The sequence below is a fragment of the Methylobacterium sp. Leaf87 genome, assembly GCF_001422775.1.
Taxonomy (GTDB): Bacteria; Pseudomonadota; Alphaproteobacteria; order Rhizobiales; family Beijerinckiaceae; genus Methylobacterium.
The window spans coordinates 51,806-65,117 of sequence record NZ_LMMI01000015.1 but is presented as its reverse complement, the minus strand read 5'-3'; the positions used below and the strand labels follow the sequence as shown (position 1 = coordinate 65,117).

Here is a 13,312-nt window from a genome sequence, read left to right as displayed (position 1 = left end):
CACGCACGCCGCTCCCTTCGCACCGGGCCGGCCTGGCTCGGGCGGCGCCCTTCGGAGTACGACATGACCACTTGGACGGCAGGCTACGTCGCCGATATCGGCTATACCCACGGCTTCTATCGCGAGCTGACCCCGGCCCTGCTGAACTTCGTCATGCTGACGCGGGGCCAGCGCGGGCCGGACCTCGACGGGCGCGCGGCCTATTGCGAGCTCGGCTGCGGCCAGGGCGTCTCCACCAACCTGCTGGCGGCGGCCAACCCCAACGTCGACTTCCACGCCACCGACTTCAACCCGGCGCAGATCGCCGGCGCCCGGGCGCTGGCGGCCGAGGCCGGCACGCCCAACGTCCACTTCTACGACCACAGCTTTTCGGAGCTTCTCCACGAGCCGGCCCTGCCGACGGCCTTCGACGTGATCGCGCTCCACGGCATCTACAGCTGGATCAGCCCGGAGAACCGGGCGCACATCGTCGAATTCCTGCGTCGGCGCCTCAAGCCCGGCGGCATCGTCTACATCAGCTACAACACCCTGCCGGGCTGGGCGGCGGCCATGCCCCTGCGCCGCCTGCTCACGGACCACGCCGGCACCCGCACCGGCCCGATCATCCCGCGCATCGACGAGGCCGTGGCCTTCGCCGAATCCATGCGCGAGGCCAAGGCCTCGTACTTCACCCAGAACCCGGCGCTCGCCCCGCGCTTCGAGAAGATGAAGGGCCTGCCGAGGAGCTACCTCGCGCACGAGTACTTCAACCGCGACTGGACGCCGTTCTACGTCGCCGACGTGGCGGCCGAGCTGGCCGAGGCGAAGCTCAGCTACGTGGGCTCCGCCGCCCTGCTCGAGGGGGTCGACGCCATCAACCTCAATGCGGAGCAGCAGGCGATCCTGAAGGCTTGCCCCGATCCCGTGCGGCGCGAGACCCTGCGGGACTACATGGTCAACCAGCAGTTCCGCCGCGACGTCTACGTCAAGGGCGCCCTGCCCCACACGGTGCCCTCCTCCCGGGCGATCTGGACCCATCTGCGCTTCGCCCTCTCGACGCCGCGCGCCGACGTCGCCCTGAAGGTGCAGGGCAGCCTGGGCGAGGCGCAGCTGCAGGAGGAGGTCTACCGCCCGATCCTCGACGTGCTGGCCAAGGGGCCGGCCACGGTCCAGGCGATCTTCGCCGACCCCTCGGTGAAGGCCCTCGACTGGGGCAAGCTCATGGAGGCGTTCGGCATCCTCGTCGGCTCGGGCCACGTCCAGCCCTGCCCCTCCCCCAAGGACGAGGCGGCGCGCGCCAAGCGCACCAAGGCCTTCAACGCCGCCGTGACGAAGCGGGCCGAGGCCACGGAGGAGCTGCAGTTCCTGGCCTCGCCGGTGACCGGCAGCGGCGTCCCGGCCGACCGCATGGCGCAGCTGTTCCTGGCCGCGCAAGGCAGCGGGGCGGATCCGGTGCAGCGGGCCTGGGCGGTGCTGCAGGCGCAAGGGCAGCGCCTCGTCAAGGACGGCAAGCCGCTGGACGGCGACGAGGCCAACCTCGCCGACCTGCGCGAGCGCTACGACACGTTCGTGAAGACCCGCCTGCCGGTGTTCCGCCAGCTCGGGATCGCCTGACCCGAATCGGGCGGCCCGTTCAGGCCGCCCGCGCCCGGCGGGCCGCGCGGTACGCGTCCGCCGCGTAGAGGGCCAGCGCCAGCCAGATCAGGCCGAACAGCATCATCCGGTGCGGTTCGAGGCGCTCGCCGTAGGCGACGACGCTGAGCACCAGGAGGCAGCTCGGGGCGAGGTACTGCATCAGGCCGAGGGTCGCGAGCGTCAGGCGCTCGGCCGCGGCCGCGAACCAGATCAGCGGCAGGGCGGTGGTGACGCCCGTGAGCACGAGGAGGCCGGCCCGCACGGGATCGCCCGTCACCACGGGCGGCGCGAACAGGACGAGGTAGCCCAGGGCCACGGGCAGCAGCACGGCGGTCTCGGCCGCGAAGCCCACCATGGCGTCGACCCCCACCACCTTGCGCACGAGGCCGTAGAGGGAAAAGCTCGCCGCGAGCGCCAGGGACACCCAGGGCAGGTGGCCGGCCACCACCACCGCCAGGAGCACCGCCCCGGCGGCCAGGGACACGGCGGCGACCTGGACCGGGCGCAGGCGCTCGCCGAGCACCGCGGCCCCGAGCACCACGCTCACGAGCGGGTTGATGAAGTAGCCCAGACTGGCGTCCAGCATGTGCCCGGATTGGACGGCGCGCAGGTAGAGCAGCCAGTTCACGCCGATGAGGACGGCCGAGAGCACGAGGAGCCCGTGCCGGGGCCTCAGGGGGAACGGGCTGCGCACGCGGCGGCGCAGGGCCACCAGCAGGCCGGTGACGAGAACGGCCGACCAGACGATGCGGTGGGCCAGGATGCTGGTGGCCGGCACCGCGTCGAGGAGCCGGAAATGCACCGGGACCACGAGGCCCCAGCTGAGATAGGCGCCGAGCGCGTAGATCAGGCCCAAGGTCGAAGGCTCCCGCTCCCGCGGGCCGTCCCGCGGACGGGGCTTATACCAGACGGCGCGGCGTGGAACGCATGGTCGTCTGCCCGCGCGACCGCGCGGCGGCGGAGGTCCGCCGAGCGGCGCCGAGACCGGCCGTCGCCCGGGGGATCGGCGCCGCTCGGTCTGCGAGCATCAGCGCGTGCGCGACAGGGTGACGGCGGGATCGCCGCGCATGAGGGCGTTGAGGCGCTCGGTGTCGAACCCCTCCACCGCCTTCGGCCGCGCGGCCTTGGCGGTCTTCGTCGGGGCGGGCGCCCCGGACAGGGGGCCCGTGCCGGAGCCGCCCAGGGGCGAGGCCCCACCGGTGCCGAGGGAGCCCGTCGCCAGGGGGTCGGCCATTACCGGGCGCGCCAGGGTGGGCACGGGCGGTGCCGGCACCACCACCGGATGGGCGAGGCGATCGACGCAGGTGAAGCCGATGATCGTCAGGCTGACCCCGAAGAGGCCGCCCACGGCAAGGAAACGCAGGATACGCACGGCGACGCACTTCCGAGATACGCGAACAACACGAACCGCAACAGCTTTAGCCCAGGGCCGTTAACGAACCGCGCGACGCGGCGCGCCCCCGACCCGTCGATCGGCCGGGCCACGCGAATTCACCCTGGCGACGCCACCGCTTCGTCCTGTCTAGGTCCTTGGTACGGCGCGGGTTTTCCGCTCGGAAGCGGGGACCGCTTTTGCGAAACCCACCGAGCCTGCTAGAGCTCGCCCCGATCCCCCCACGAACCCCTACGGAGACGCATGCGCGTGGTTGGACCAAGGCCGGCCCTGCTCCTCGCCCTGGCGCTCCTCGGCACGCCCCTCCCCGCCTGGGCCGAGCCGGCCAAGACCGATTCGGTCAAGACCGACGCCACCAAGACCGGCACCGGCAAGGCCGAGGGCACCCTGGCGCAGGTGAAGGCGCGCGGGCACCTCGTCTGCGGCGTCAGCCCCGGGGTGGCGGGCTTCAGCGTGCCCGACGGCCAGGGCCACTGGACCGGCCTCGACGTCGATTTCTGCCGGGCGTTGGCGGCGGCGATCTTCGACAACCCGGAGGCCGTGCGCTTCATCCCGCAATCCTCCGCCGCGCGCTTCACCGCCCTGCAATCGGGCGAGATCGACGTGCTCGCCCGCAACACCACCTGGACCCTGTCGCGCGACACGGCGGCCATGAACTTTCCGGCGATCACCTTCTACGACGGGCAGGGGTTCCTGGTCCGAAAGGCCCTGAACATCGGCGCCGTCAAGCAGCTCGACCGGGCGACCATCTGCCTGCAGCAGGGCACCACCACGGAGCTCAACCTCGCCGACTGGTTCCGCACCCGGGGCCTGACCTACCAGGTCGTCACCTTCGCCAACAGCGAGCAGACGCTCGGCGCCTACGAATCCGGCCGCTGCGACGCCTACTCGACGGACCAGTCCTCCCTCTACGGCGAGCGCCTGAAGACCGCCCACCCCGACGAACACGTGATCCTCAGCGAGGCCATCTCCAAGGAGCCCTTCGCCCCGGGCGTGCGCCAGGGCGACGACCAGTGGCGCGACATCGTCGCCTGGACGCACTACGCCATGCTCGACGCCGAGGAGGCCGGCATCCGCCAGGACAACGTGGAGCAGATGCGCCGGGAGGCCCCGAGCCCCGACGCGCGGCGCATCCTCGGCCTCGAGGGCGGCTACGGCGAGCGCCTCGGCCTGACGGCGGACTGGGTCGCCCGGATCGTCCGCCACGTCGGCAATTACGGCGACAGCTTCGCCCGCAACCTCGGCGACGGCACGCCCCTCAAGATCCCGCGCGGCCTCAACGCCCTGTGGAACCAGGGCGGCCTGCAATACGGGCCCCCGATCCGGTGAGGGGCGTTTTGCGGAACGCGGATGCGCCCCCCCTCTCCCCCCTGCGGGATGCGGCACACCTGGCATGTGGAGACGCGGGTCCCCTCTCCTGGAAGGAGAGGGACAGGGTGAGGTGTGTGGGTTCTCCGGAGAGTTCGCACACCTCACCCCAGCCCTCTCCTTCCAGGAGAGGGAGTCCGTCGCGCTTCACGCCCTCGGGCCGGGGCCAATGGCGAGGGACCTCGTCGAATGGCTGAGCCCCGCGTCTCCTCCTGGCGGGCCCTCGTCGTCCAGGCCGCCCTCGTCCTGGCACTGGCGGCGCTGGCGTATTTCGCCGCCACCAACGCCGCCCAGAAACTCGCGCGCCAGGGGATCGTGGCCGGGTTCGGCTTCCTCGAGCGCCCCGCCGGGTTCGACATCGGCCAGAGCCCGATCCCGTACGCGGCCGCGACGGCGACCTATCTCGATGCGTTCCTCGTCGGGCTCCTCAACACCCTGCTGGTGTCGGCCCTCGCCATCGTCCTCTCGACGGTGCTCGGCTTCGCCCTCGGCATCGCCCGGCGCTCGTCGAACCTGCTCGCCCGGTCGTTCGCGGCCGCCTACGTCGAGGGGTTTCGCAATCTGCCGCTGCTGCTGCAATTGCTGGTCTGGTACGTCGCCGTGCGGGTCGCCCTGCCCGCGGCGAGCGATCCCGCCGCGTGGGGCGGCGCGTATCTCAGCCAGCGCGGCCTCTTCCTGCCCCGCCCGGATTTTTCCGGATTGGCCGCCCTTGTGCCCCTAGCTTTCGCCGCCGGCCTTTTCGCGATGGGGCTCCTCCTCCGCATGAGCCGCCGCGCCGTGGCCCTGGGCCGGAAGCCCGTCCCCGTGCTGTGGCCGGGTGCGCTCCTCGGCCTCGGCCCGCCGGCGCTCGCCTGGGCCGGCCTCGCGCTCGCGGGGCATCCCGTGCCGGTGGCGTGGCCGGCGCGCGGCCCCTACGACATCGCGGGCGGCCTGGCCCTGCGGCCGGAATTCGTGGCCCTCCTCGTCGGGCTCTCGACCTACTCGGCCGCCTTCATCGCCGAGATCGTGCGCTCGGGCCTCGACAGCGTGCCGCGCGGCCAGCGCGAGGCCGCCGCCGCCCTGTCGCTCAGCGGCGCCCAAGCCCTGCGCCTCGTGGTGCTGCCCCAGGCCATGCGGGTGATCGTGCCGCCGCTGACGAGCCAGTATCTCAACACGACGAAGAACTCGTCGCTCGCCGTGCTCATCGGCTACCCCGACCTCGTCCACGTCTTCATGGGCACGGTGCTCAACCAGACCAACCAGGCGGTGGAGGTGGTGGCGATCACCATGGGCGTCTATCTCAGCCTCAGCCTCGCGACCGCCCTCCTGATGAACCGGTACAACGCCCGCGTGGCGGGGGGCCGGCCATGAGCCGCGCCGATGGGTTCTTGACCGAGGGTTACGTGCGGAAAACCCTGATCCCGCCGGCCCCGCCGCCGCGCCGCCTCGGCGGGCCCCTCGCCTGGGTTCGGACCAACCTGTTCGCGAGCTGGACCGACGGCCTCGTCACCGTCCTGATCCTGGCGGCGCTGGCCTGGCTCGTGCCCCTGGCCCTGCGCTTCCTCGTGTTCGACGCCGTGTGGACCGGGACCTCCGGCGAGGCCTGCCGGCCCGAGGTGGTGGGCCACCCGGTCGGGGCCTGCTGGGCCTTCATCGGGACCAAGATCAATTACCTCGCCTACGGTTCCTACCCGGCGGCCGAGCGCTGGCGCCCGAACCTGTTCTTCGCCCTGCTGGCCTTCGGGGCGGGCTGGATGCTGTGGCTCGGCGCCCCGAAGCGCGCCTGGGGCGCGGCCTACCTGTTCGTGGTGTTCCCCGTCCTCGCCTACGCGCTGCTGGCCGGGATGCCGGCGCTGGGCCTCGTTTCCGTCGCCACGGGCCTGTGGGGCGGCCTCCTCGTCACCGTGGTGGTCTCGATGGTGGGCATCGTCGCGTCCCTGCCGCTCGGCATCCTCCTGGCGCTCGGCCGGCGCTCGGACTGGCCGGTGGTGCGCTACGCCTGCATCGGCTTCATCGAGTTCTGGCGCGGGGTGCCCCTCATCACCGTGCTGTTCATGGCCAACGTGATGCTGCCCCTGTTCCTGCCGGGGGACCTCACGGTGGACCGGCTGGTGCGGCCGCTCGTCGGCATCGCGCTGTTCGCCTCCGCCTACATGGCCGAGGTGGTGCGCGGCGGCCTCCAGGCGATCCCGGAGGGCCAGATGCGGGCCGCCCTGGCGCTGGGGCTCACGAAGACCCAGGCCCTGCGCGCCGTCGTGCTGCCCCAGGCCCTCAAGATCGTGGTGCCGGGCATCGTCAACACCCTCATCGGCCTGTTCAAGGACACGACGCTGGTCTCCATCGTGGGCATCGCCGACTTCATCCGCGTGCTGGAGGCGGCCCGCGCCGACCCGCGCTGGTCGGCCCCCGCCGTGCCGGCCACGGCCTACGCCTTCGCGGCCCTGTTCTACTTCGCGATCTGTTTCGGCATGGCCCGCTACGCCGGCTTCATCGAGCGCCGCCTCGCGGCGGGGGATGCGCGATGACGGACACGCCTGCCCAGAATACGCCCGCCGTGGAATTCGCGGGCGTCGACGCCTGGTTCGGCACCACCCACGTCCTGCGCGACATCGACCTCACGGTGGCGCGCTCCGAGACCCTGGTGATCTGCGGCCCCTCCGGCTCGGGGAAATCGACGCTCATCCGCGCGATCAACGGCCTCGTCGCGCACCAGTCCGGCACCATCCGGGTCGCGGGCTTCACCCTCGACGGCAGCGCCAAGGCCACCGACGCCGTGCGCGCCCGGGTCGGGATGGTGTTCCAGCAGTTCAACCTGTTCCCGCACCTCACGGTCCTGGAGAACTGCACGCTGGCCCCCCTCCACGTCCGCCGCCTCGGGCTGAATGCGGCCCGCGACCTCGCCATGGGCCACCTCGCGCGGGTGCAGCTCGCCGACAAGGCCGACCGCAGACCCGCCGAACTCTCCGGCGGCCAGCAACAGCGGGTCGCCATCGCCCGCGCCCTGTGCCTCGAACCGGAGGTGATGCTGTTCGACGAGCCGACCTCGGCCCTCGATCCCGAGATGGTGCAGGAGGTCCTCGACACCCTCACCGAGCTCGCGGGCGCCGGCACCACGCTGCTGTGCGTCACCCACGAGATGGGGTTCGCCCGGGCGGTGGCCGACCGGGTGGTGTTCATGGACGAGGGCCAGATCGTCGAGATCGCCGCGCCGGACGCCTTCTTCGACCGGCCCCGGCACCCGAGGACGCAAGGGTTTCTGAGCCGCATCCTGGGGTGAGGCGGACGGTCTGCGCGCATCCCCCTGCCTTCCGAACGGGTGGACTTGATGCGTCCGATCGATCCGAGGAAGCGAACGAATCTCCCGTCACAGGTCGAGTGCCTGGGAGGCTGACTTGACGGCCCACCCCCCGCCGGGCTGTGGTCGCCCCATCCCCAGAAGAACCGCCCGAAGGCGCCGATGTCCATCACACCGCCCCGCGATCCCGCACGCTTCGGCCCGAGCACCCGCCTCGTCCATGCCGGGCGCGATCCCTCCGCTCAGCACGGCTTCGTCAACACGCCGATCTATCGCGGCTCGACGGTGCTGTTTCCCACCTACGACGACCTCAAGCACCGGCGCGGGCGCTTCGATTACGGCACCTCCGGCACGCCGACGACGGAATCCCTGACGCGCGCCTGGAGCGAACTCGCGGGGGCCGCCGGCACCGTGCTGACCCCCTCGGGGCTGGCGGCGCTCACCGTCGCCCTCATGGCCGTGGTCTCGGCCGGCGACCACCTGCTGGTCAGCGATTCCGCCTACCGCCCCACCCGCATCTTCTGCGATGGCGTCCTGAAGCGCTTCGGGGTGGAGGTGGAGTATTACGACCCGTTGGTCGGCGCCGGCATCGGCGCCCTGATGCGCGACACCACCAAGGCGGTCCTTGTGGAGGCGCCGGGCTCGCAGAGCTTCGAGATGCAGGACGTGCCGGCGATCAGTGAAGTGGTCCATGCGCGGGGCGCCGCCGTCATCATGGACAACACCTGGGCGACGCCGCTGCTGTTCCCGCCCCATGCGCGCGGCGTCGACATCGCGGTGGAGGCCGGCACCAAGTACCTCTCCGGCGGCTCGGACCTGCTGCTGGGCCTCACCTCGGCCAACCAAAAATACTGGCCGGCCCTGCACCGGACCTTCGAGCACTTCGCCATGTGCGCAGGCCCGGAGGACGTGTTCCTGGCCCTGCGCGGCTTACGCACCATGGCGCTGCGCCTGCGCGAGCACGGCGCGCAGGGGCTCGCCATGGCGCGCTGGCTGCAAGCCAGGCCGGAGGTGGCCCGGGTGCTCCATCCCGCACTCCCCGAGGATCCCGGCCACGCCATCTGGCGCCGCGACTTCTCCGGCGCCTCGGGCCTGTTCGGCGTGATCCTCCGCCCCGCCCCCGAGCGCGCCGTGGCGGCACTGCTCGACGGCCTCGAACTGTTCGGCATGGGCTTTTCCTGGGGCGGCTTCGAGAGCCTCGTCATCCCGTTCGACTGCCGCACCTACCGCACCGCCACCACCTGGGCCCCGGAGGGCCCGGGCCTGCGCTTCCACATCGGGCTCGAAGACGTCGCGGACCTGCAGGCGGACCTCGACGCGGGGTTCGCGCGGCTGCGCGCGGCGATGTGAACCGCAGAACGCCTGCGCGCGTCCCTCATGGGCCATCGGCCTCACCACGGCAGGATCGGTCCCACCTTGAACACCGAAATTTCTTGACAATATTCCTATTTCGTGGTTCAGTCCGGGCACTCGCCTCCCACGCGGGAGGCCCCCCGGCGAACCGGGTCGGGGGGCTCGGGCCACCGAAATTTCTTGACAATATTCCTATTTCGTGGTTCAGTCCGGGCACTCGCCTCCCACGCGGGAGGCCCCCCGGCGAACCGGGTCGGGGGGCTCGGGGGAGGAGACGGCGCCCCGCGTCGATGGCCCGGTCTCGCCATCGCCCCGGGCCGCATCGGCGACGCAAGGTGTTCTGGACGGGGAGGAGCCGTGTTGAGGCGAGGAACCGGGACCCTGGAGCACACCGAGACAACGGACGGTCCGCCCACTACGAGGCGGGCTCGGGGCTTGACCCTGATCAGTCGGCTGCCGCACCGGCGTTTCCGTAAGGGACGTCGCGTCGCGCGGAGGTGGGCCGCTACTAGCCGAGTCGCCGAGGCCGAGAAGACGCCGTGACGAAACGGATCGGTCCCGAAAGGGGCCGGGCCGGGGGACGCCGGGAGACCGGCTAAACTTACAAAAACAGGGTCTCGCGGCGTCCCGCGTCTCCCGTTTCCTCAGGGATCGGTCCCGAAAGGGGCCGGGCCGGGGGACGCCGGGAGACCGGCTAAACTTACAAAAACAGGGTCTCGCGGCGTCCCGCGTCTCCCGTTTCCTCAAGCCGTCCCCCGCGCCGAACCGGCGGCGGGGCGCTGGCGCGTGGGGAGCGCCCCCGGAACAAGGGGCGGCGTCACGGCGCCAGCCAGGCGCCCGTCCACCCCGCCGCCCCGCGTTCCCACCCCGCCCGGCGGTGCCCGCGCCGGTCGAGGAACAGGAAGTCGAGGCGGGTCGCCGTCACCACCACGGCGCAGAAATTCGGGCGCGCGAGGTCCAGGTCGGCGCCGTCCTCGGGCTGGGTGTAGGCGTCGCCCGCGGGCAGCGCCGTGCCGGGGGCCGGAGCGATCCCGTAGCAGGTCCGGCTCATGACCCGCGAGGCGGCCCAGGCGGCCTCGGCCACGGCGTCGTCCGTGTGGAGGCGGGCCGGCCCCGAGACCCGGATCTGGATTTTCGAGGCGGTGTCGTAGCCGTGCAGGGCGGCTCGGCCGGTGGCGGCGATCTCGCCGGCCTTGGCGGAGCGGCGGTCGCAGTGGAACCGGAGCGTTCCCGCAGCGGGATCGGCTTCGCGCAGGACCACGGTTCGCACCTGGGGGTGCCCGTCGGCGTCGACGGTGGCGAGGGCCGGCATGTGGAAGGCGTTGCGGCGCAAGGCCGGCCCCTCGTGCAGGAGGCGCCAGAGTTCGAAGAAGCTGGCGTCGAGGTCGTCGTAGAACGCCGGCAGGGGCGCGAAGGCCGTCATCGGGCGCGCTGCTCGCGCAGGATGAGGACGACGTTGCGCAGGTAGATGAAGGTCGACAGCGCCTGCCCGAAGATGATCACGGGTTCGCGCCGCACGAGGCCGTAGACCAGGGTCATCAGGCCGCCCGCGATGGAGAGGAACCAGAACGCCAGGGGGATCACGCTGCGCCCCGCCCGCTCGGAGGCGAGCCACTGCACCACGAAGCGGGCGCCGAACACCGCCTGGGCGAGGATGCCGAAGACGAGCCACCCGTCGAAGCGCACCACGAAGACGTCGTAGACGTAGCCGCGGATATCCGCGGCGAGCTGGATCAGCATGGGGTCAGGGTCCCGTGACGTCGGTGACCGAAGGCGTGACCCGCTTGCGGCGGATCAGCCACCACACCCCGGCGAGATCGAGGAGGCCGACCCAGAGCCGGTCGAACAGGCCGTATTTCGAGGCCCCGGTGAAGCGCGGGCGGTCGATCACGTCGCGGTGGACCACGGCGTAGCCCTCGCGGGCCACCAGCGCCGGCATGAAGCGGTGCAGCCCGTCGAAATACGGCAGGCGGGCATAGACCTCGCGGCGCACGAGCTTGTAGCCGCAGCCGGTGTCGCGGGTGGCATCCTTGAGGATGCGGACCCGCACCCCGTTGGCGATGCGCGACTGGAGGGTCTTCAACCGGCCGTCCTTGCGCCCGACGCGCTGCCCCTGGGCGAGGCCGACGCGCGGGCCGCCCTCCTCGAGGGCCGCCAGCAGGGTCGGCAGGTAGGCCGGATCGTTCTGGCCGTCGCCGTCGAGGAGGGCGCAGATCGCCCCGCGGGCGGCGGCGATGCCGGTCTGCACCCCGGCGGACTTGCCGGCCGTGCGGTCGTGGCGCAGCACCCGGAGCCAGGGCCGGTCGCGGCGGGCGAGGTCGAGGGCCGCGGCGGTGCCGTCGGTGGAGCCGTCGTCCACGTAGATCACCTCGAACGGCGCCAGGGACGCGCAGGCCGCGCCGATCTCGGCGACGAGGCTCGCGATGTTGCCGACCTCGTCCTTCACCGGCACGATCACGGAGAGACGCATGGGGGATTCCCGGGGGTTCAGGGCGTCGGTTCGGGGGCGTGGGCGTAGGCCGTGAGGTCGACCCTTCGTCCGCCGTTGATGTTGAAGCCCGAGACGGTGCCGACCGGGGCCGGCACGAACCCGACGCCCGCGGCGGCCTCGGCGAAGGCCGGGGCGAAGCGGCCCTCGACGTAGAGCAGGCGGCAGCCCTCGCCCCGGAGGAAGGCGGCGGCCTCGGCGGCCGTGTCCATCATCGCCAGATCCGTCCCGATGAGGAAGACGAAGCTCGGCTCGCGGTAGCCGAGGCTCGCCACCTTCGGCGCCGCGCAGGGCACGCGGTCGCGCAGGGCGGCGAGGCGGGGCGAGACCTTGAGGGCGGCCATCACCGGCTGGGTCAGACCGAACACCGCCGGCGAGAGCAGGGCCGAGGCGAGGATGCCGAGGCACAGGGCCCGCTCCGCCGCCCCCCGGGCGAAGGCGCGCCAGGCGAGGACCGCCACGGCGCAGGCGGCCAGCAGCAGCGGCAGCCCGGCCCAGGGCAGCGTCCGGTCGTAGGTCCAGGCGAAGGCCGAGAGCCCCAGGGTCAGGCCCACCGGGATCAGCACCACGAGGCCGGCCGTGAGCCGCGCCCCCCGGCGTTCGGGGTCGAGGGCGCCGCGCGTCAGGGCGAGCACGGTGAGGATCGCGAGGGCCGGGAACAGGGGCAGCACGTAGTGCGGCAGCTTCGTCGGCACGATCTCGAACAGGAGCCAGGTCGGCACGATCCAGGCGAGGAGGAAGGCGATTCCCGCTTCGCGCCGGTTCGCCCAGGCGAAGGGCGCGCCGAGCGCCGCGAAGGCCGCGCCGGGCCAGAAGGTGCCGAACACCGCGAACAGGTAGGCGCCCGGTGGCGCCCAATGCTTCTCGGAGCCGCCCTGGACCTTGCTCATCATGTCGTGGCCGACGGCCTCGCCGTAGAAGGCGCCGCCGCTCTTCCAAGTGATGGCGACGAACCAGGGCGCCACGATGGAGAGCGTGAGCGGCAGGCCGAGGCCGGGCCGCAGCGCCTGCAGCCACCGGCCGGAGCGGGCGTGGAGCGACAGCGCCAGGGCGGGCAGCCCGCAGAACAGGGGCACCATCGGGCCCTTCACCAGGATGCCCACGGCGAGGCCGAGCCAGAAGGTCAGGACGGTGGTGGTGCCGAGGGTCCGGCCGGCCGATCCGTCGGCCCGGCCGAGCCAGGCCCGCGCCAGGGACCCGAAGGTCGCCATGGCGCAGGCGCAGAGCAGCGCGTCGGTCTTGGCGAGGCGCGCTTCGGCGGAGAGCACCACGCAGGCGGCGAACAGGGCGGCGGCGAGCAGCGCGCTCCGCCGGGGCAGGAAGGCCAGGGCCGACCAGTAGGCGAGGAGCACCGCCCCGATGGCGCCGAGCAGCGAGGGCAGGCGATAGAGCGCGATGGTGGTGCGGGCGTTCGGGATGCCGAGGGCCTCGCCGGCCCCGACGAAGGCGGCCTGGGTCCAGTAGATCCCCACGGGCTTCTTGTGGCGCGCCTCGGCCTGGAAGCGGATGTCGACGAGGTCGCCGGTCTCCAGCATCTGCTTGGAGGCCTGAGCGAAGCGCGGCTCGTCCCGGTCCATGGGCTGGAGCGAGGCGAGCCCCGGCAGGAAGCAGACGAGGCCGAGCGCCACGAGGAGGGCACAGGCCCGGCCATGGCTCAGCGCCGCGGCGTCGAGGATCGCCTGCGGCCACGCGAACAGGTCGCGACGGCCCGGGCGAGACGCGAAGGCGCGGTCGGTCATGCGGGAGGACGGGCCGGAAAGGCGGGCATGCGGCTCCAGACTGGCACGCGCCCGGCGATTCCGGTCGATGCCGCGAAGGCCGG

General features: G+C 72.3%; 12 protein-coding genes. 6 read left to right on the top strand and 6 right to left on the bottom strand.

Going from position 1 to position 13,312, the window contains the following annotated elements; translation table 11 throughout:
* Positions 1-63 precede the first annotated feature (63 nt).
* Positions 64-1,593, top strand: coding sequence for a methyltransferase regulatory domain-containing protein (locus ASF22_RS10665; protein ID WP_056263941.1), 1,530 nt, complete (start codon positions 64-66; stop codon positions 1,591-1,593).
* Between the two features lie 19 nt (positions 1,594-1,612).
* Here ASF22_RS10665 and rarD read toward each other — a convergent pair whose 3' ends face one another.
* Both rarD and ASF22_RS10655 read right to left on the bottom strand, forming a co-directional pair.
* The gene (gene rarD / locus ASF22_RS10660) at positions 1,613-2,470 is read right to left on the bottom strand and encodes an EamA family transporter RarD (protein WP_056263939.1); all 858 of its coding nucleotides are present in this window, start codon (positions 2,468-2,470) and stop codon (positions 1,613-1,615) included.
* A gap of 171 nt (positions 2,471-2,641) precedes the next feature.
* Positions 2,642-2,986, bottom strand: coding sequence for a hypothetical protein (locus ASF22_RS10655; RefSeq protein WP_056168059.1), 345 nt, complete (start codon positions 2,984-2,986; stop codon positions 2,642-2,644).
* Positions 2,987-3,250: 264 nt separating this feature from the next.
* On the opposite strand from ASF22_RS10655, the gene ASF22_RS10650 reads away from it, so the two are divergent.
* The 5 genes from ASF22_RS10650 (at position 3,251) to metC (ending at position 8,999) form a co-directional block, all read left to right on the top strand.
* Positions 3,251-4,336 (top strand): amino acid ABC transporter substrate-binding protein, encoded by a 1,086-nt coding sequence (locus tag ASF22_RS10650; RefSeq protein ID WP_082483629.1) that lies wholly within the window; start codon positions 3,251-3,253, stop codon positions 4,334-4,336.
* A gap of 228 nt (positions 4,337-4,564) precedes the next feature.
* Positions 4,565-5,725 (top strand): ABC transporter permease subunit, encoded by a 1,161-nt coding sequence (locus tag ASF22_RS10645; RefSeq protein ID WP_056263937.1) that lies wholly within the window; start codon positions 4,565-4,567, stop codon positions 5,723-5,725.
* A gap of 17 nt (positions 5,726-5,742) precedes the next feature.
* Positions 5,743-6,879 carry an amino acid ABC transporter permease gene (locus ASF22_RS10640; protein WP_244474256.1) on the top strand — a complete coding sequence of 379 codons (1,137 nt, stop codon included), beginning with the start codon at positions 5,743-5,745 and terminating at the stop codon, positions 6,877-6,879.
* A complete protein-coding gene (locus tag ASF22_RS10635; RefSeq protein ID WP_056168047.1) occupies positions 6,876-7,631 on the top strand; it encodes an amino acid ABC transporter ATP-binding protein in 756 nt (251 codons plus the stop codon). The genes ASF22_RS10640 and ASF22_RS10635 overlap by 4 nt, the downstream gene beginning before the upstream one ends.
* Positions 7,632-7,811: 180 nt before the next feature.
* Positions 7,812-8,999, top strand: coding sequence for a cystathionine beta-lyase (gene metC / locus ASF22_RS10630; RefSeq protein ID WP_056168044.1), 1,188 nt, complete (start codon positions 7,812-7,814; stop codon positions 8,997-8,999).
* Between the two features lie 820 nt (positions 9,000-9,819).
* On the opposite strand, the gene ASF22_RS10625 is transcribed toward metC, so the two are convergent.
* Genes ASF22_RS10625 through ASF22_RS10610 form a run of 4 tightly spaced genes read right to left on the bottom strand, consistent with a single transcriptional unit; the run spans position 9,820 to position 13,229 of the window.
* The gene (locus ASF22_RS10625; RefSeq protein WP_056168041.1) at positions 9,820-10,425 is read right to left on the bottom strand and encodes a pyridoxamine 5'-phosphate oxidase family protein; all 606 of its coding nucleotides are present in this window, start codon (positions 10,423-10,425) and stop codon (positions 9,820-9,822) included.
* A complete protein-coding gene (locus tag ASF22_RS10620; protein WP_056263933.1) occupies positions 10,422-10,742 on the bottom strand; it encodes a lipid-A-disaccharide synthase N-terminal domain-containing protein in 321 nt (106 codons plus the stop codon). The genes ASF22_RS10625 and ASF22_RS10620 overlap by 4 nt, the downstream gene beginning before the upstream one ends.
* A gap of 4 nt (positions 10,743-10,746) precedes the next feature.
* Positions 10,747-11,472, bottom strand: coding sequence for a glycosyltransferase (locus ASF22_RS10615; RefSeq protein WP_056168039.1), 726 nt, complete (start codon positions 11,470-11,472; stop codon positions 10,747-10,749).
* A gap of 17 nt (positions 11,473-11,489) precedes the next feature.
* A complete protein-coding gene (locus ASF22_RS10610) occupies positions 11,490-13,229 on the bottom strand; it encodes a glycosyltransferase family 39 protein (RefSeq protein ID WP_244474255.1) in 1,740 nt (579 codons plus the stop codon).
* Positions 13,230-13,312: the final 83 nt, after the last annotated feature.